Raw genomic sequence first — 18,490 nt, 5'->3', positions numbered from 1 at the left:
AAGAGCCACAAAGAAGGTAGGAAACCGTGAACCCGGTAATCAAGACGTTTCAATTCGGTCAATCGACCGTCACGCTGGAGACAGGCCGCATCGCCCGTCAGGCTTCTGGTGCAGTATTGGTCACCGTTGACGACGACGTCACCGTACTCGTGACTGTAGTCGGCGCCAAACAAGCTGACGCTGGCAAAGGCTTCTTCCCGCTGTCCGTTCACTACCAGGAAAAAACCTACGCTGCGGGCAAGATCCCTGGCGGTTTCTTCAAGCGTGAAGGCCGTCCCTCCGAGAAAGAAACACTGACGTCGCGTCTGATCGACCGTCCGATCCGCCCACTGTTTCCTGAAGGCTTCATGAACGAAGTGCAGGTTGTCTGCACCGTCGTTTCCACCAGCAAGAAAACCGATCCGGACATCGCTGCGATGATCGGTACTTCGGCTGCCCTCGCAATCTCCGGCATCCCGTTCGACGGCCCGATTGGCGCCGCTCGCGTGGCATTCCACGAAAGCACCGGCTACCTGCTGAACCCGACTTACGAGCAACTGAAAGCATCGAGCCTGGACATGGTCGTTGCCGGTACCGAAGAAGCGGTGCTGATGGTTGAATCCGAAGCCAAAGAGCTGACCGAAGACCAGATGCTGGGCGCGGTCCTGTTCGCCCACGACGAATTCCAGTCGGTCATCAAGGCTGTCAAAGAGCTGGCCGCTGAAGCTGCCAAGCCAACCTGGACCTGGGCTCCTCAGCCAGAAGCCACCGCACTGCTGGGCGCTATCCGCTCCGAGTTCGGCGCTGCGATTTCCGAGGCCTACACCATCACCGTCAAGGCCGACCGTTACGCTCGCCTGGGCGAGTTGAAGGATCAGGTTGTCGCCAAGCTGGCCGTTGAGGAAGGCAGCCCGTCGGCTTCCGAAGTCAAAGCCGCTTTCGGTGAGATCGAATACCGCACCGTTCGCCAGAACATCGTTGATGGCAAACCGCGTATCGACGGCCGCGACACCCGCACCGTACGTCCGCTGAACATCGAAGTCGGCGTTCTGCCGAAGACTCACGGTTCTGCACTGTTCACCCGTGGCGAAACGCAGGCGCTGGTGGTAGCGACCCTGGGTACTGCCCGTGACGCACAGCTGCTGGACACCCTGGAAGGCGAGAAAAAAGACCCGTTCATGCTGCACTACAACTTCCCTCCGTTCTCGGTGGGCGAGTGTGGTCGCATGGGTGGCGCTGGTCGTCGCGAAATCGGTCACGGCCGTCTGGCTCGTCGTTCGGTTCAGGCCATGCTGCCTGCTGCTGACGCGTTCCCGTACACCATCCGTGTCGTATCGGAAATCACCGAGTCCAACGGTTCCAGCTCCATGGCGTCGGTCTGCGGCGCTTCGCTGGCGCTGATGGACGCGGGCGTTCCGCTGAAGGCACCGGTTGCCGGTATCGCCATGGGTCTGGTTAAAGAAGGCGAGAAATTCGCTGTTCTGACCGACATCCTGGGTGACGAAGACCACCTCGGCGACATGGACTTCAAAGTGGCCGGTACCGCCAAAGGCGTTACCGCGCTGCAGATGGACATCAAGATCAAAGGCATCACCGAAGAGATCATGGAGATCGCCCTGGGCCAGGCCCTGGAAGCTCGCCTGAACATCCTTGGTCAGATGAACCAGATCATCGGCCAGTCGCGTCCTGAGCTGTCGGAAAACGCTCCGACCATGATCGCGATGAAGATCGACACCGACAAAATCCGTGACGTCATCGGCAAGGGCGGCGCGACCATTCGTGCCATCTGTGAAGAAACCAAGGCTTCGATCGACATCGAAGACGACGGCTCGATCAAAATCTTCGGCGAAACCAAGGAAGCGGCTGAAGCAGCACGTCAGCGCGTTCTGGGTATCACCGCAGAGGCAGAGATCGGCAAGATCTACGTCGGTAAGGTTGAGCGCATCGTCGACTTCGGCGCATTCGTCAACATCCTGCCTGGCAAAGACGGTCTGGTGCACATCTCGATGCTGAGCGATGCTCGCGTTGAAAAAGTCACCGACGTGCTGAAAGAAGGCCAGGAAGTCGAAGTGCTGGTACTGGACGTCGACAACCGCGGTCGCATCAAGCTGTCGATCAAAGACGTCGCTGCAGCCAAGGCATCGGGCGTTTAACCGCTCGCTTCCCCATGCTGTAGAAAAGGGCCCTTAGGGGCCCTTTTTTTTCGAGCGGAATTAAGAGGTTATGGCGCAAAGCGCAGGTTGTTGCTTGGGTGGAACATGCATCTTGCAAGCGGAACTTTTAATAAACGGGCAATCTGCACGATCCACGGGGAGCTAATAATTTCCAAGCCATTGATATATATATGAAAAATACTTAAACACAGATTGGCACAGCGCTTGCGATATACCAGTAACCCTGCCGCCAACGAGGTTGGCGCAGATTCTGAGAAAAACAGGAGTTACTCGTATGAAGAAGTTCGCTATCGCTGCTGCTACCGCCACTGCTCTGACTCTGACCCTGGCTAACGTAGCCATGGCTCAAACCTCTACTCAAGCTCCGATGATGGTTGCCGCTGGTGAAATGACCAAGGCAAAAGAAACGACCTCTGATACCTGGATCACCACCAAGGTCAAATCTGACCTGCTGACTGAAAAAGGCATTCCAGGCTCCGACATCAAGGTTGAGACCAACAAAGGTGTGGTTTCCCTGTCGTCCACCGTCGCTGTGACCGACGCGCAAAAGAAAACCGCTGTTGCGATCACCAAGAAAATCAAAGGCGTCAAAGCCGTTTCGGCTGATGGTCTGAAAGCCGAATAAAACGTTTCGAAGAACCGTACGAACGGACGATTGGCGGCCAGGGAGGTCGCCGGTTGGTCGATTGAAGGTTCATGCGAAGGCCATACGGATGTGGCCATTACAAGCCCTGGCATTTATGCCGGGGCTTGTTTTATTCAGCGCCCACCCAGTCAGGGCCCACCAAGCCCGCGCGTAACCCCGCAAATGCGCTTGAGCGCACCTTTCACAACCGATCATTCCCCGAGCCTGTCTCCTTACGCATTTCCTGCGTATATTTGTGTCCGGTCGGATACAAGGCCGTTCCCAAGACCGCACCCGATCAAAACTTTCACCAGGATTTGGCATCCTTTCGTCGTCCTGACGGGGATGGGCCGTGGGCACCTTCACGTCCGCGATGCTGATTTGCGCTGCCCCCGATACCTCATAACAAGGCAAAACGTCGCAATGGATAATGTCCCAACTGCCCTCATGCGAGGGCTCCGGGCGGACCCTCCGCCCAGCGTGTGGTTGTGGCGCTCCGGCGCTGTGATGCTGACATTGGCCATTTTCCTTACGGACTGGCTCAGCTCGCTCGACGTCGCCATTGCCGTGCTTTATGTGACCGTCATCCTGATGTCCGAGGACCTTTTATCTCAAAGGGGGCTCGTCATTGCCACGGTCGGGTGTGGTGCGCTGACGTTGCTTGCTTACCTGTTGACCCATGGCCTTGAGTGGTCACGCGGCACTGTGTGGCTGATACCGGCGTTCGGGCGCTGCCTGGTCAGCCTCTGCGCCATTGCGATCACCGGCTTTCTGGCCCTGAAAAACAAAGCCTCCAAAGAGGCACTGCAAACGCAGGTTCGCTTGCTGCACCGCAGTGAAGTTCTGCTCGCGGGTGCTCAGCGTCTGAGCCTGACGGGCAGTATTGGCTTGAAGATGCCGAGCGCCGAAATGTGTTGGTCCGACGGCGCGCGGCGCATTTTTCAGGTGGATGAGGAGCTGAACCCCTCCTTGGAGTACGTGTTCAGTCGCGTTCATCCCGAGGACATTCATGGCTTCAAAGGCTTGATTCATGAGGCGTACGTTCAGCACGCCCCCGTTGATACGGAGTTTCGTCTGATCATGCCGGACGGCTCCTCCAAGTTCCTGCGAATGTTGGCTCAGCAGATCCATGACGCTTCCGGTGATTGTGAATACGTCGGCGCGTTGATGGATGTCACTGCGACCAAACTGGCTGAAGAAGCCCTGCACCGCTCCCAGGCTCAGTTGGCGCACGTCACCCGTGTGACGATGTTGGGGGAGATGGCGGCGTCTATCGCCCATGAGGTCAACCAGCCGCTGTCGGCGATGACCACCAATGCCGAGGCCGGGTTGCGTTGGCTTGATCGCGAGGTTCCGGATGTGGCGGAGGTGCGAAGTGCCATCGAGCGGATCAAGGGTGAGGCCCATCGTGCCAGCGAAGTCATCCGGCGTATTCGTGTTTTGTCACGCAAGACGGACCCCCGGCATGTCTCCACGAATTTGCAGGATGTCCTGGTCGAATCCATCGCGCTGGTGCGCAGGGAGCTCATGCGGCATCGCGTGATTCTCGACCTGAAGCCGGTGCAGGGGAGTGTGGAAGTCAAAGGGGACCGGGTGCAGTTGCAGCAGGTCATTATCAATCTGCTGATGAACGCCATGCAGGCCATGGCAGGCATGCATGGCAAGAACAGGACGCTGGCCGTGCACTTGACGGCTACGCCACAAGCCGATGTTTTGCTCAGCATTCAAGACAACGGGCCGGGTATCTCGGCCGCGAACCTCGCCAGCTTGTTCATTCCGTTTTTCACCACCAAGCCGGAAGGGATGGGCATGGGGTTGTCCATATGCCGTTCGATTATCGAAGCCCATGGCGGACGCATCTGGGTCGAAAGTGAGTTGGGGCATGGCGCGACGTTGAGTTTTTCGCTCCCCGCCAGTGAGCCCATTCGCTCATGAGTGCGGCTGAGATCACACCGGTCGTTTTCGTCGTGGACGACGATCCTGCCATTCGGGTGGGGGTCGACAGTTTGTTGCGGTCTATGGGCATGCGGGTGCACACCTTCGCATCCGGGGCCGAGTTTCTGCAGCACCCGTTCGAAGACGTGCCTTCTTGCCTCATTCTCGATGTGCGCCTGCAGGGCGAGAGCGGCCTGGATTTTCAGGTGCGCCTCACGGAAATGAAGGTGCCGCTGCCCATCGTCTTTGTCAGTGGGCACGGCGATATCGCCATGTCGGTCAAAGCGATGAAGGCAGGGGCGCTGGACTTTTTAGTGAAACCTTATCGCGAGCAGGACTTGCTCGATGCCGTGACGCTGGCGTTGCAGAAAGACGCCAGGCGGCGCGAGGCGGGCAAGACGAGCAGCCAGTTGCAGGCTCGCCATAAAACGCTGACGGCTCGTGAGCAGGAGGTCATGGCGCTGGCCGTCACGGGACTGATGAACAAGCAAATCGCTGCAGAGATCGGGCTGAGCGAAATCACGGTCAAAATTCACCGGGGGCATGCCATGAAAAAAATGCAGGCCCGGACGTTCGCCGATTTGGTGAAAATGTCGCAAGCCCTCGAAGCGCGCTGAATTCCGCAGCCTGAGTCACATCAGCCGCCGCCCCTCGTATCCTTTCAAAATGCCGATCTTTCATCCGAACGGATGACCTCATACGTGAGTATGAGCGGGCCAACCTGATGGCTAATCGGTATTACTCATCAGCAGTGCTATTTTCCCCGCCGTTCCTGGAAATCCGTTTTCAGGCCGCCATCAATTCGTCAACCCAATGCCTAAAGCGCACCTGGACGATAAGGGGATACGCACGTGCTTTTGAGGACAATCAGCATTGGAACCCGCGCAGCGATCGGGTTCGCGATCATCACGCTGGCCATGTTGTTCGTCGGCGTCTTCAGCCTGATGCAAATGGCCAGATTGGACAGCGCGACTAACCGGGTCAATGACATCTGGATGCCTGGCATCATTTCGGTTCAGAAGCTGTCGCTGAGTATCAATACCCTGCGCCTTGAAGGGCAGCATCTTCGTGGATCGAACGACCCTCAGGTACGTGACAAGAGCAAGGCGTTGATCCGCCGCGTGGAAAAGGATCTCGACGATCAACAGGCTGAGTATCGCGCTCGTCAGGTGGGCCCGGATGAAGCGGTTTTGCTGGATTCGATCAAGGTGTCGCTCGACCGCTACATACCGGCATTGGATGAGGTGATTTCCCTGATCGACGCTCAGGTGCCTGATCAGGATCAACTTGAGCGTCTGAACACGACGCTGGCCACTCTGGGCGCTGACCTGACCCGCCACATGGATCAACTGGTGAAGGTTAACGAAGCAGGCGCGAATGCCGTTGCCCGGCAGAGCCGCGAGCTGTACGGCAATATGCAGTTGATCGTCGGTCTGGTCCTGACGCTGTCAGTGGCGGTTACGGTGGCGTTGGCCTGGCTGTTGACTCGCAGTATCGTCGGGCCGATCCGGGAGGCGGTGGCCGCGGCCCAGATGATCGCCCGTGGTGATCTGAGTGGCCGCATCGATGACGCCGGGGCGGACGAGCCAGCCGCGCTGCTCCAGGCCATGGGCGACATGCAACAGCACCTACGCTCGACCATCGAAGGCATCGGCGTTTCGGCCAGTCAACTGGCCGCTTCAGCTGAGGAAATGAGCGCCGTCATGGGCCACAGCTCCCAGGGTTTGCAGCAGCAATGTGCGCAGATCGAACAGGCAGCAACGGCAGTCACGGAAATGAGCAGCGCTGTTGACGAAGTCGCTCATAACGCCATCAGCACATCGGAATTGTCGCAAGCGTCCGATCATCAATCGCAGAAAGGCCACGAACAGGTCAGCGAAACCATCGCGCTGATTCAAGGGCTGGCGCAGGAGGTGCTGCAAGCTTCCGCTGAGGCCGAGAGTCTGTCGCGCTATACCGATCAGATCAGTTCAGTGCTGGGCGTGATTCACAGCATTTCCGATCAGACCAACCTGCTGGCGCTCAACGCGGCCATCGAGGCGGCCAGGGCCGGGGAGGCGGGGCGCGGGTTTGCGGTGGTCGCCGATGAAGTTCGCTCGCTGGCCAAGCGCACGCAGGCCTCGACCCTGGAGATCGCGACCATGATCCAGAGCATTCAGTCCGGGACCGGCGCCACAGTGTCTGCGCTGCAAAGCAGCGCCGCTAAAGCCGGGCAAACACTGGACCGCGCACGTGCCGCGGGGCATGCGCTGGAGCAGATCACGCTGGCCATTTCCAAGATCAACGAGCGCAATCTGTTCATCGCCTTGGCCACCGAGCAACAAGCGCTGGTGGCGCGGGATGTGGATCGCAGCCTGCTGACGATTCGTGATCTGTCGACCCAGTCTGCCGCCGGTGCAACACAAACCAGCAGCGCGAGCGGCGAGCTGTCGCGGCTGGCCATCAACCTCAACGGCATGATTGCCCATTTCGCGCTATGAGCGACGTGACATGACCGATTTCGTCGCAACGAATAACCCTCAACGCATCACCTGTTTGCTCCCGCCGGAACCCGAGCCCGCTTCGGCCAAGGCGGGCCATGACCCCGTTCAGGCGTGGCCATGGGTGCTGCTGGCCGTGGCGATTGTGGGATTGCTCTGCGGTTTGCTGGGGTTGCTGTACCAACAGGCGCAGCGCCAGGCGATGTCGGACGTTGGCAACCTGAATCGCATCCTTGAGTCGCGGCTGAACGGCACTTTCTATGAAGCGCAAAGCGGCCTGCAAAGCATCGCGTCGCGCATGGATGAGGGGCCGCTTCATTCCGAGGGGAGTCCGGCGGTTCAGGCATGGCAGTTGCGCGGGCTGGTGCGCAGATTCCCGGCCGTGGGCCATTTCGATGTGCTTGGGGCGGATGGGCGGTTTTTGTTCGACTCCGACGGCAGCAGTTCAACGTCGCCGTCGTGCACCCAGCAATTTCGCGACTCGCTCCAGCACAAGACGCCTGCCGATTTGAAAGCCCTGTCGATGGTGTTGGGCAGCGATGCGCGCAGGGAAATGTTGTACATGGCGGTGCCCATCCTGGACGCCCAGCAGCGGCTGACGGGATGGATTGCGGCGAGTCAGCCGCTGAAAAATATTCTCGAAGCCATCAACCAGCTGGACGTCGGCCCTCATGGCGTCATTACGTTGCGTCGAGCGGATCAGTCGGATGCGGTGTTACGTGTGCCCGCGGCCAAGCCGCATGTCTCTCCATACCCTGCCGACGACATCGACCGGCTCATGACGGAGGGCGCCCGAGAGGGCACGGTCGTCATGCGGTCTCGGGTGGACGGGGTCAGACGGCTGTACGGCTTCAAGCGGATCGGCAATTTCCCGCTGGTGTTGGTGGTGGGTCTGGCGGGGCAAGACTATTTGCTGGGATGGAAGTACACCGCCATTGCTTCTTCTTTGGTCTGTGGTGCGTTGTACCTGCTGATTCTCGGGCTGACCTTGCGCTTGCGGACCAACCGAATTCGTCGCCAGCACGTCGTCGATGAACTGCGCGACAGTGCTTACCACGATGATCTGACCGAGTTGCCCAATCGGCGTTACCTGCTGGAGCGGGTGAACCGCGCCATCAAGGATTGCGGGCGCGGCCAGCGGTTGACCCTGATTTATCTGGACCTGGATCACTTCAAGGTCATCAATGATTCGCTTGGGCATGTGGCGGGCGACTCAATCATTCAGCATCTCGCCCAGCGTCTCGTGGCGCTCAAGCCCTCGGTGGACACCGTCGCGCGGCTCAGCGGCGACGAGTTTCTGGTGCTGGTGGACGAAGACGACCACATGCTCCTGAACGAGTTGGTAGGGCGCATGCTGCGTGCGCTTCAGCAGCCGCTCGAATTGGCGGGCTACAACCTGTCGATGACCGCTTCAGCGGGCATCGCATCCCACATCGCCCATGGCCATGATTTCGGCTCACTGCTCAAGGCCGCCGATACGGCGTTGACGCAGGCCAAACGCAACGGGCGTAACACGTGGGTGTTCTACGAGGCTGCCATGGGGGCGCGGGAACTACGTTATTTGCATGTCCAGACCGAACTGCGTCAGGCCTTCGAACAAAAAGAGTTGCAGGTCCACTACCAGCCCCAGATCGAGCTAAGCACCGGCGCCGTTATCGGGGCCGAGGCCTTGTTGCGCTGGAACCACCCCGGCGAAGGACCGATTGCTCCTGACGAGTTCATTCCCGTGGCCGAATCCAGCGGGTTGATACTTCCGATCAGCCGCTGGTTACTGAGCGAGGTCTGCCATCAAGCGATGGCTTGGCAAGCGGCAGGTTTCGGCGAACTGACGGTGGCGATGAACTGTTCTGCCGTCCAGTTCCGTCAAGGCAGTATGGTTCAAGAGGTCCAGAGGGCGCTGTATGACAGCGGCCTGAAACCGGAACTGCTGGAGCTTGAGCTGACGGAGTCGATCCTGATCGAAGATTCCGCACGGGTGCTGGAAACCGTTCAGGGGCTGAAGGCGTTGGGCGTGCGCATGTCCATCGACGACTTTGGCACCGGCTATTCCAGCATGGCGTATTTGAAACGCTTTGCTGTGGACAAGCTGAAAATCGATCAGTCCTTCGTGCGGGGTCTGCTGAAAAACCCACAAGACGCCGCCATCGTGCAGGCGGTGATTACGCTGGGGCACAGCTTCGACATGAAGGTGATTGCGGAGGGCGTGGAGGACGCTGCCATTCTCGCGGCCTTGACGGCGAAGGGGTGCAACGAAGCGCAGGGTTATCATTATTCCAAGGCACTCTCAGCGCCGGATTTCGACCTCTTCATGCAAGGTCGGATCGAAGCCAACTTTCTTGCGGAGCGTTGGGTGTAAGTGACAATGCCCTCGCCTTGGCGCGTTTAATCTCTCATGGAATGGCTTTGATCTATTGCGGTCAAACATTTGTATACTTCACCCACGTGGCCCGGCTGGGTAACGTGGTTTCCCATTTGTCTCCTCATACGATTTACATCGGCAAAGGTACTCCGTTTGTCCAGTTCTTCTCTGGTCGCCGTTGTCGATGATGACGCCGCCGTTCGCGATAGCCTCGACAGTCTTGTTCGTTCTCTGGGTTTTCAAGTCGCTGTCTTTTCTTCGGCCGAGGAGTTCCTGAGCACTGCCGAGTTGAATAACGTCGGCTGCCTGATTACCGACGTGCAAATGCCAAACATGAGTGGTGTTGAACTCCACGAGTACCTGACGGCAAAGAATATTCATATTCCCACCCTCTTCATCACGGCTTTTCCCGAAGAAACAGTGCGCAAGCGAGCCATGACCGGCAGTGCGCTGTGTTTCCTGGCCAAGCCTTTCCAGGCGCATGTGCTGATCGACCACTTGAGTCGGGCACTGAGCTGAACCCTACGCCTCACACCGCGAGTGGCCGTGCTTCGGGGCAGTCAGCATCGGTGCGCACTGTCCTGGTTCACGTTGGTCGATATCATTCCATGACGTGGTGCGCGAGGCCGGGTGCTGGCAAGGACCTGGGCGTGAACCGCACCTTGGCGGGCGAATAACGCGGAACGCGTCGCAACTTAGAAATCTGACGCCTGTCGCCAACTCTTTGAAGTTAGAACAAAAAACCGTGACGGCCGCGCTTCAAAAAGTGGCATTGAACCGCGTGAGTTAGATGGTGCGAGTAAATATTGACGCCATTTAATTAACGCACGCTATGGCGCTGCTTAATCCCATGAAAAGCACTATCACTGAGCACAGATATTGCATACTGCCATTACTTGCCGAAATGGGTGAAGATTCGACTCACTTTCTCTGCCAACAATCGGGTTGAACGAATATTCGGTCGCGGCGGACATAAGTGAGTTACACGATGGGTTGCACAGATATTCCGGGCCAGGCCTGAAACTCTTTTGCCGTGAGATTGAAAGCAATGCCCACGATTCCCTTGTTGATTTGCGACGACTCCAACATGGCGCGCAAACAGCTGATCAGGGCCTTACCTGCCGATTGGGGGGTGTCGGTCACGACAGCGACCAATGGACATGAAGGCCTTGAAGCCATTCGCCAGGGGTTGGGTCAGGTGGTGTTACTCGACCTGACCATGCCGGACATGGATGGGTATCAGGCGTTGGCCGCGATTCGTGCGGAAAATCTTCAGGCCAAAGTCATCGTGGTGTCGGGCGACGTTCAGGAAGAAGCCGTGCGCCGCACGCTTGAACTGGGCGCCCTCGCGTTTCTCAAGAAGCCCGCCGATCCGGTCGAGTTACAGCTGACCCTCCAGCGCCTCGGGCTGCTGGATCATCCCGTCAAGACAGTTGCTGTTACGCCCAAGATCGAACAGACGGCCATCAGCTTTCAGGACGCCTTCCGCGAAACCATCAACGTTGCCATGGGCCGTGCCGCTGCTTTGCTGGCGCGTGTGCTCGGCGTGTTCGTGCAACTGCCGGTGCCCAACGTCAACATGCTGGAGGTCGGCGAGTTGCACATGGCGCTCGCGGACGCCCAGGCCAGTGATCGGCTCACAGCGGTGTGTCAGGGTTACATCGGCGGGGGGATCGCCGGGGAAGCGCTGCTGATGTTTCACGACTCGGAAATCGGCGACATGGCGCAGTTGATGAAGATCCAGGACAGCGATTATTCCGAAAAGGAAATGCTGCTGGACCTGTCGTCGATCATCATCGGCGCCTGCCTGAGCGGCATTGCCGAGCAGATCGACATCGCGTTCTCCCAAGGGCATCCGCAGGTGCTCGGCGCTCAGAGTGGCATCGACGAGCTGATTCGCATCAACCAGCAACGCTGGAAGAAAACCCTGGCCGTGGAAATCAGTTACAGCCTGGAAGGCCACCATATTCACTTCGACTTGTTGATGTTGTTCACCGAAGACTCGGTAGAGCGGCTGTCGCGCAAACTCGCCTACCTGATGAGCTGATTCATGAACGACCGTATCGACATCAAAGAGCTGCATTGGCTGCTGACCATCACCCAGAGCATCGACGTCGGCGTGGTGGTGCTGGATCACGAGTACCGGGTCCAGGTGTGGAACACCTTCATGGAAAACCGTTCTGGCGTGTTGCCCTATGAAGCCGCCAACCGCTCGTTCTTCGAGCTGTTCCCGGAGGTGAATCGGGACTGGATGAAGAACAAGATCGACAGTGTGATTACCCTGGGAACTCCTGCGTTCACGATCTGGGAACAGCGGCCGTACCTGGTGCGTTTCAAGAGCTACCAGCCGATCACCGGGCAAGAAGATTTCATGTACCAGAACACCACGATGTTCCCGCTGCGCTCCACAAGCGGCGAAGTGTCTCATGTGTGCCTGGTGATCTACGACGTCACCGACGTGGCGACCAACCGCCTGCAATTGCAGCGCGCCAACAGCGAACTGCAAAAGCTGTCCAGTACCGACCGGCTGACCGGGCTGTACAACCGGGGTCATTGGGAAGAGGCGTTGCGGCTGGAATACGCCCGCCACGTGCGTTACGGCTCGTCGGCGGCGCTTGTGATGTTCGACATCGATCACTTCAAGCGGGTCAACGACACCTACGGTCACCAGTGCGGCGACAAGGTGATTCAGCGTGTGGCCGATGTGATTCGCGAGCACATTCGCGACTCCGATATCGCCGGCCGTTACGGCGGCGAAGAGTACGCGGTGCTGTTACCCGACACCGATAAATACGGCGGCGGGATGTTTGCCGAGCGATTGCGATTGGCGGTGGAAGCACAGGAAATCCTGCACGAAGGCGAAGTGATTCGCTGCACCATCAGCCTCGGCGTCGCCGACATGAACACCCCGCTCAGCGAACACAAGACCCTCATCGAATGGGCCGATCAGGCGCTGTACGCGTCGAAGAAGAACGGGCGTAATCAGGTGTCGTTGCATGAGGTGTGAGTCACTGCGACGCTCCCTACCCAAGCCAATGCCCCGGATGTAAACGGAATCTGTGGGAGCGAATTTATTCGCGAGACATAAGCACAGGCGACAGATGTGGGTCGGATGTACCACCGCCTCGCGAATGAATTCGCCCCCACAGAAAAGAGCCGCGTGTGCGCAGGGCTACGACAACTCCGCAAAATCACTCAACACATCATCGCGCAGGGCGATGAAACGGGCGTCGCTGCGGTTGCGCGGGCGGGGCAGGTCGATGTCGACGATGCGCCGAATGCGCCCCGGATGCGGCTGCATGACCACCACACGATCCCCCAGGTAAACCGCCTCGTCCACGTCATGGGTCACGTGCACCATGGTGATCTTTTCCTGCTGCCAGATGTTCTGCAGCTCACGTTGCAGGCGTGTGCGCGTCAGGGCATCCAGCGCGCCGAACGGCTCGTCCAGCAGCAACACGCTCGGGCGATTCACCAGTCCGCGCGCGATGGCCACGCGTTGCGCCATGCCCCCGGAAATCTGGTGCGGGTAAGACTCGGTGAAGTCCTGCAGGCCCACCAGATGAATATGCTCGCGCACAGTGTCGCGTTTCTGCGCAGGCGTCAGGGGCGCGTTCTTCAACCCTACAGCGACGTTCTGTTCAACCGTCAGCCACGGAAACAAACGGTGATCCTGAAACACGATTCCGCGCTCCAGCCCTGTGCCCTTGATCGGCTTTTCGTCCAGCAGAATGCGTCCGTCAAACTCCTCATCCAGACCGAGGATCAGCCGCAACAATGTCGATTTTCCGCAACCGCTGGCGCCGACGATGGTGATGAATTCGCCGGGCGCGATGTCCAGCTGAATGTTGTCCAGCACCTGCAATTGGGTGTCGCTGCTGGCGCCGGAGAAGCGTTTGCTGATGTTCTCCAGACGCAGCCCGTTGCCTTGCTGGGTGGGGAGAGGGAGCGCTTGACTGGCGGACATTGGGGAATTCCTTTGAAAGTGTGAAAAGGGAAAACTAGCGCGGCGTGATGCCGTAGAGCCGTTGCATGCGTCGTTCGAGTCGGCGGGCGAGGACGTTCAGCCCCCAACCGACCAGACCGATGATCACCATGCCGAACAGCACAAGGTCCATCATGAAATGCTCGCTGCCGTCGATCAGCGTGTTGCCGATGCCGTCGCCGGACACCAGCAGGTATTCGGCGCCGATGGTGGCGAGCCACGAGTACACCAGCGCCAGGTAAATCCCGGTAAAGATCGAGGGCAACGCGGCGGGGAGCATGACGCCGATCACAGTCTGCCAGCGGCTGAAGCCGTACACCTTCGCCACCTCCAGAAACGCATTCGGCACGTTACGCAAACCGTCGCAGGTGTTGACCACCACCGGCACCAGCGCGGCGAGGGAGAGGAACACGACTTTCGCGACGTCGCCCAATCCGAACCACACTGAGATCAGCGGAATCCAGGCGAACAGGGAAATCTGCTTGAAGGTGTTGAAGCTTGGGCCGACCACGCGCTCGAAAATCCGCGAAAAGCCCAGCAAGCAGCCGAGGATCAACCCGAGCACCGTGCCAATGAAAAACCCGCTGAGGTTGCGCGCCAGACTCGACGAAATCGCCCGCCAGAATTGGCCGGAGGTCACCTGATCCCACGCCGTCACTGCGACCTTTTGTGGCGAGACCAACAGGCCCGAATCGCTCCAGCCCTGATTGGCCGCGAGCCACCAGATTGCGACGCCGACCACGGGCACGACCCAGCCGCGATAACGGTGTTGGCGAGGAACGTGTGTTGCTGTCAACGAACTCATAGCACCCTCCCTGGCGTCACTGCCCGACCTTTGTTGAGACGACGCTCAATGACTTCGAACGCCCGGTCGATCAGCAGCCCGACCGTGCCGACCACGACCACCGCCGCCATCACCAGATCCAGCTGAAACAGCTGACGCCCGTAAGCGATCAGGTAGCCCAACCCTTCGCTGGAAGCCAGCAGCTCGACGACCACCAGCGACAGCCAGGCTTTGGTGAATCCCAGTCGCAGGCCGGTGAAAATGGGTGCGACAGCGGAAGGCAGCACGATGTCGGTGACGATCTGGCGCCGACTGAAGCCGTAAGCCTGTCCCACTTCCAGCAGGCGTTTGGGCACCTGATGAAAGGCCTGCAATGTGCAGAGGGTGACCGGGACCAGCGCGGCGTGGGCGATCAGCACGTACTTCAGCGGCTCGCCGATGCCGAACAGCAGCAGCGCGAAGGGCATCCAGCCCAGCACCGGAATCTGCACCAGCGCGTTGAACGTCGGCAGCAGGTAATCCTCGACGGTTTTGGACAGGCCCATCATCAGACCCAGTGTCACGCCAAGGCCCGAGCCGATGAGAAAGCCCACCAGCACCCGTTGCAGACTCGCCGACGCGTTAAGCCACAGGTCGCCCGTGCTGAACAGATCCGTCAGTGTTTGCCAGACGTATGCCGGGGGCGGCAGGACTTGCTCGGACAGCCAGCCACGCTCGGTGCCCACGTACCAGAGACCGAGCAGCGCGATGGGCAGCAGCCAGGGCAGGGCAAGGTTCACGGCACGGGTTTGCCACGCCGGGGATGAGCGTTTGGCGGCCGCCACACGCCGTGGGGCGCGGGCGGGAAAGTTAGGCAGGCGTTCGACCGGCGCCAGCTTTTTCGCGGGCGCCCGGTCTTGGTCGAGTAAAGGTGCGGTGGCTCTGGCCATGACCTCAGCCTCCGTTGTTGACGGTTTTATCCGATGACGCCGTGGCCGTGTTCGCCTTGGCTTTGCCGTCTGCGCCGTAAGCGGTCCAGTAGCCTTGCAGCCCCTTGGCTTTCAACGCTGTTTCCAGGTATTTGGTTTCGAACCAGCCGTCGATGGTCACCGGACGTCGGATCATCTTCTCTTCCTTGGCCTGATCGGCGACGGCCTGATAACGCGCCTTGAGGAAGTCATCCACCAGCGGCGAGGCGCTGTCGCGCAGGGTGATGTGGCCGAAGTCCGCTTTGAGCGAGGCCAGCGGCTCATTGGTCTTGGCCCACTCGTTCAACACGGCGTCGCGGTTGCTTTCGTCGGACTCCCACTTGGCCGCATCGACCAGCGTGTTGACGACTTTTTGCACGTTGTCTGCGTGTTCTTTTTCATAGGCGCCGCGAACCACCAGCGCGCACTGCCGGGTGTAGCGCACGTCGTTGTTCGGGTTATCGAAAATGATGTCCACCAAGCCCTGATCCCGCAGCTTGAACAGCTCACGGCCGCCGAACGCGGCATCGACGCCCTTTGACGCCAGCGCGGCCTGACTGCTGCCGCTGTCGAGGTTGATCACTTTCAAATCGCGTTCGGTCAGGCCGTGGTCCGCCAGCAGATTGATCGACACCAGATGGCCGTTGGTACCACGGAAGACCGCGACTTTCTTGCCCTTGAGGTCTTCAATCGTCTTGATGTCGGAGCCCTTCGGCACCGCGAGATACACGTTCGAGCGCACGCCGATGGCGGCCAGCAGCTTGGTGTCCAGACCGTTGGCGCGACCGACGACTTGCGGCAGGTCGCCTTCGTAGGCGAAGTCCAGTTGCTGGTTCGACAGCGCTTCGTTGACCGCCGGACCCGCGCCTTTGAAGAAGAACCATTGAATCTCGGTGCCCGTGCCTTTGAAGGCTTTTTCCAGCAGTTGCTGGTTGCGCACGATGCCCAGCGGCGAGCCGCTGAAGGTCACGGGATCACCGCCCCCCGCGCTGGCCACGCCGATGCGCAAAACGTCGGCCTCGGCCAAGGGCATCATCAGCAGCGCCGCCAGTGCGGTAGCTACGCTTTTTGTGCTGAATACAGATGTTCGCTTGGCCTTTGCCATGACGGTTCTTCCTTAAAAATGGGGGGAGCGGGAATCAGGCGGCCAGGTGCTTTTTGTCGGCTTCTGTTCGCGGGGAGAGGGTGTCGGGCGTCGGCTTGATCGCCTGGCTGGAGCGCCCATCGACGCCCACCGGAATGTCGCCCGCCACGGTGGTGCGGCGCACGATGCGCTGTTCCTGGCCGTAGTCGTTGATCGCGATGTGCTGGGTGGCGCGGTTGTCCCAGATCACCACGTCGCCTTCGCTCCAGCGCCAGCGCACGGTGTTGTCGACCTGGGTGATGCGGTCGTGGAACAGGCGGATCAGCTGTTTCGAATCGTTGCTGCTGACGCCCTGAATGTGTTTCACGAAGTGGCCGAGGATCAGGCTGCGCTCACCGGTTTCCGGATGGACGCGCACCAGCGGGTGCTCGGTTTCGTAAATCTCGGCGGTGAACTGTTCGCGGTAACGCTTCACGCCCGCTTCGCCAGTGTCCTTTGGCGTCACATAGTCGTAGACGTTGGTGTGCAGGGCACGCAGGTTGTCGGCCAGCGCTTTCAGCGGCTCAGGCAAATCGGCGTAAGCGGCAGCGGTGTTGGCCCATACGGTGTCGCCCCCGTACGGCGGAATGACCACGCCCCGCAGGATCGAAACTTTTGGGTAGTCGGCGACGAACGTGACGTCGGTGTGCCAGGAGTTGGCGCGGGTCTCGCGGGAATCAAGGTTGAGAATCGCGTGGCTCTGCTCGGCGGAGCGGACGGTTGGGTGTGGCACTTGATCGCCGAAACGACGGGAGAAACTTTCGTGCTGGTCGTCGTTGAGGAACTGTTCGCGGAAGAACAGCACCTTGTGTTTCAGCAGTGCCTGATTGATGAACTTGAAGTCTTGCGCGGAAATGTCACCGGAAAGTTTGATGCCGCTCAACTCGGCGCCAATTTTCCCCGCCACGGGTTTGATCTGAATCGCCATGTCCTGAACTCCTGTTTAGGTTGCTGTGGCTCAGATCATAAAGATATAAATCAGCGATCCGCTAATCACTAATTGTCATAAATATAGAAGGAGAGTTTATGCGAGGTGTTTATGAAGATAACGAATCTTCATAAGCTTATTCGAATGTTTGATTTGGAATTTCAAACAAGTTGCCGTCGGAAACTGTGGGAGCGAATTCATTCGCGATTGGCCAATACAGCCGACAGAGATGCATTGGATGTACGAATGTCTCGCGAATGAATTCGCTCCTACAGGGAGATTTATGTTCATGCCCTGACCCGGGGTGTTGCTTGGTTCAGCGATCAGGTTTGCGGCACATCGTCCTGCACATCCGGGCCTTTCAACGTTCCCAACGACTTGCGCAGCCGGCTCGCCAGCGAGCTGCTGCCATGCACGTTGTGGTAGTGAAAAACCGCCGTCGCGCGCAGGGCGTCTTCGGCAACGGGGAGGTTGGTGTGCAGCGAACGATAGCCCCAGAACAGGTACAGATGGCCCGGCTGCATGGCAATCCGGGTAAACGCCTGAGCGTCGCGGCGGAGTCGGTTTTTCAGGTAGCGCTGTACCCAGCGGTTGTCCACCAAAACCTTGTCGACGAGGTTGCGCAGGTAGCTTTGGCGCAGCGGCCGACGATTGGGCAGCATCAGCAGGTCGCCGCGCTCTCCCGTGTCCGGCATGCACACCGGCAGGATCGTGGTCAGGACGAACGAGTCGTAATGGAAAATCAGCGATTCGCGACGCCCGCCGTTGCCCGTGAGGCAGCGCAATGTCTGAGTCAACGTCGTGTCGCTGGAACGCTCTCCCGTGGCGCCTGCAACGATGCGGCGACAGAGGTCGATGAAATTCCGTGAATTTCCCCAGTCGGAGAGCGGTGTGCCCGCTACGGGCTGGCGGCCAGAAAGGGCGACATAATCGTTGCCCGCTTCCTCAACGGTGGCCTGTACGAGTGCTTGTAGCTCCATCAATTGCGCCGGACTGGCCCAGTCCGGGAGAACAGCGTATCCGTCACTGTCGATGGCCTTGATCAGGCTGCTGACCTGAGCGTCCGAGAAGGTCGTGTAAGGCATCGCGATAACCTCGTTGCGGGTATCTGAGTCGTTTGATGCCCTCGGACCCAATGCCAGAGATGTACCGATTCAGCGGGCGAGTCGAC

General features: G+C 59.2%; 15 protein-coding genes. 9 read left to right on the top strand and 6 right to left on the bottom strand.

Going from position 1 to position 18,490, the window contains the following annotated elements; all coding sequences use genetic code 11:
- Positions 1-26 precede the first annotated feature (26 nt).
- From pnp to GVN17_RS20305, 9 genes are all read left to right on the top strand, one after another.
- Positions 27-2,132 carry a polyribonucleotide nucleotidyltransferase gene (gene pnp / locus GVN17_RS20345; protein WP_166597053.1) on the top strand — a complete coding sequence of 702 codons (2,106 nt, stop codon included), beginning with the start codon at positions 27-29 and terminating at the stop codon, positions 2,130-2,132.
- A gap of 295 nt (positions 2,133-2,427) precedes the next feature.
- Positions 2,428-2,778, top strand: a complete 351-nt coding sequence (locus GVN17_RS20340; protein ID WP_166597052.1) for a BON domain-containing protein — start codon at positions 2,428-2,430, stop codon at positions 2,776-2,778.
- 345 nt (positions 2,779-3,123) lie between these two features.
- Positions 3,124-4,713 carry a sensor histidine kinase gene (locus GVN17_RS20335; protein WP_256665326.1) on the top strand — a complete coding sequence of 530 codons (1,590 nt, stop codon included), beginning with the start codon at positions 3,124-3,126 and terminating at the stop codon, positions 4,711-4,713.
- Positions 4,710-5,330: a response regulator transcription factor gene (locus tag GVN17_RS20330; RefSeq protein ID WP_166597051.1), complete on the top strand. Its 621-nt coding sequence runs from the start codon at positions 4,710-4,712 to the stop codon at positions 5,328-5,330. The genes GVN17_RS20335 and GVN17_RS20330 overlap by 4 nt, the downstream gene beginning before the upstream one ends.
- Before the next feature lie 234 nt (positions 5,331-5,564).
- Positions 5,565-7,193 (top strand): methyl-accepting chemotaxis protein, encoded by a 1,629-nt coding sequence (locus GVN17_RS20325; protein WP_166597050.1) that lies wholly within the window; start codon positions 5,565-5,567, stop codon positions 7,191-7,193.
- Between the two features lie 10 nt (positions 7,194-7,203).
- Positions 7,204-9,549 (top strand): bifunctional diguanylate cyclase/phosphodiesterase, encoded by a 2,346-nt coding sequence (locus GVN17_RS20320; protein WP_166597049.1) that lies wholly within the window; start codon positions 7,204-7,206, stop codon positions 9,547-9,549.
- Positions 9,550-9,705: 156 nt separating this feature from the next.
- Positions 9,706-10,071 carry a response regulator transcription factor gene (locus GVN17_RS20315; RefSeq protein ID WP_166597048.1) on the top strand — a complete coding sequence of 122 codons (366 nt, stop codon included), beginning with the start codon at positions 9,706-9,708 and terminating at the stop codon, positions 10,069-10,071.
- 529 nt (positions 10,072-10,600) lie between these two features.
- Positions 10,601-11,599: a response regulator gene (locus tag GVN17_RS20310; protein ID WP_166597047.1), complete on the top strand. Its 999-nt coding sequence runs from the start codon at positions 10,601-10,603 to the stop codon at positions 11,597-11,599.
- A 3-nt stretch (positions 11,600-11,602) separates the two neighbouring features.
- Positions 11,603-12,559: a sensor domain-containing diguanylate cyclase gene (locus GVN17_RS20305; protein ID WP_166597046.1), complete on the top strand. Its 957-nt coding sequence runs from the start codon at positions 11,603-11,605 to the stop codon at positions 12,557-12,559.
- A 165-nt stretch (positions 12,560-12,724) separates the two neighbouring features.
- Here the strand turns inward: GVN17_RS20305 and GVN17_RS20300 are convergent, their stop codons facing one another.
- The 6 genes from GVN17_RS20300 to GVN17_RS20275 form a co-directional block, all read right to left on the bottom strand.
- Positions 12,725-13,519, bottom strand: a complete 795-nt coding sequence (locus GVN17_RS20300; RefSeq protein WP_166597045.1) for an ABC transporter ATP-binding protein — start codon at positions 13,517-13,519, stop codon at positions 12,725-12,727.
- A gap of 34 nt (positions 13,520-13,553) precedes the next feature.
- Entirely contained in the window at positions 13,554-14,342 is a 789-nt protein-coding gene (locus tag GVN17_RS20295) for an ABC transporter permease (protein WP_166597044.1), read from the bottom strand.
- Entirely contained in the window at positions 14,339-15,250 is a 912-nt protein-coding gene (locus GVN17_RS20290; RefSeq protein ID WP_166597043.1) for an ABC transporter permease, read from the bottom strand. The genes GVN17_RS20295 and GVN17_RS20290 overlap by 4 nt, the downstream gene beginning before the upstream one ends.
- Before the next feature lie 4 nt (positions 15,251-15,254).
- The gene (locus tag GVN17_RS20285) at positions 15,255-16,373 is read right to left on the bottom strand and encodes an ABC transporter substrate-binding protein (RefSeq protein ID WP_166597042.1); all 1,119 of its coding nucleotides are present in this window, start codon (positions 16,371-16,373) and stop codon (positions 15,255-15,257) included.
- A gap of 34 nt (positions 16,374-16,407) precedes the next feature.
- Entirely contained in the window at positions 16,408-17,319 is a 912-nt protein-coding gene (locus tag GVN17_RS20280) for a TauD/TfdA family dioxygenase (protein ID WP_166597041.1), read from the bottom strand.
- A 323-nt stretch (positions 17,320-17,642) separates the two neighbouring features.
- A complete protein-coding gene (locus tag GVN17_RS20275; RefSeq protein WP_218576325.1) occupies positions 17,643-18,404 on the bottom strand; it encodes a hypothetical protein in 762 nt (253 codons plus the stop codon).
- Positions 18,405-18,490 lie beyond the last annotated feature (86 nt).

This window comes from Pseudomonas sp. SLFW (assembly GCF_009905615.1).
In the GTDB taxonomy this organism is placed as follows: Bacteria; Pseudomonadota; Gammaproteobacteria; order Pseudomonadales; family Pseudomonadaceae; genus Aquipseudomonas; species Aquipseudomonas bambusae.
This window is presented reverse-complemented; position numbering and strand designations above follow the sequence as displayed.

What these genes read in the sequence shown, in the direction of transcription:
- GVN17_RS20340 (WP_166597052.1), top strand. Translation starts at nt 2,428, where the DNA reads ATGAAGAAGTTCGCTATCGCTGCTGCTACCGCCACTGCTCTGACTCTG.
- GVN17_RS20335 (WP_256665326.1), top strand. Translation starts at nt 3,124, where the DNA reads ATGGGCCGTGGGCACCTTCACGTCCGCGATGCTGATTTGCGCTGCCCC.
- GVN17_RS20330 (WP_166597051.1), top strand. Translation starts at nt 4,710, where the DNA reads ATGAGTGCGGCTGAGATCACACCGGTCGTTTTCGTCGTGGACGACGAT.
- GVN17_RS20320 (WP_166597049.1), top strand. Translation starts at nt 7,204, where the DNA reads ATGACCGATTTCGTCGCAACGAATAACCCTCAACGCATCACCTGTTTG.
- GVN17_RS20310 (WP_166597047.1), top strand. Translation starts at nt 10,601, where the DNA reads ATGCCCACGATTCCCTTGTTGATTTGCGACGACTCCAACATGGCGCGC.
- GVN17_RS20305 (WP_166597046.1), top strand. Translation starts at nt 11,603, where the DNA reads ATGAACGACCGTATCGACATCAAAGAGCTGCATTGGCTGCTGACCATC.
- GVN17_RS20300 (WP_166597045.1), bottom strand. Translation starts at nt 13,519, where the DNA reads ATGTCCGCCAGTCAAGCGCTCCCTCTCCCCACCCAGCAAGGCAACGGG.
- GVN17_RS20295 (WP_166597044.1), bottom strand. Translation starts at nt 14,342, where the DNA reads ATGAGTTCGTTGACAGCAACACACGTTCCTCGCCAACACCGTTATCGC.
- GVN17_RS20290 (WP_166597043.1), bottom strand. Translation starts at nt 15,250, where the DNA reads ATGGCCAGAGCCACCGCACCTTTACTCGACCAAGACCGGGCGCCCGCG.
- GVN17_RS20285 (WP_166597042.1), bottom strand. Translation starts at nt 16,373, where the DNA reads ATGGCAAAGGCCAAGCGAACATCTGTATTCAGCACAAAAAGCGTAGCT.
- GVN17_RS20280 (WP_166597041.1), bottom strand. Translation starts at nt 17,319, where the DNA reads ATGGCGATTCAGATCAAACCCGTGGCGGGGAAAATTGGCGCCGAGTTG.
- GVN17_RS20275 (WP_218576325.1), bottom strand. Translation starts at nt 18,404, where the DNA reads ATGCCTTACACGACCTTCTCGGACGCTCAGGTCAGCAGCCTGATCAAG.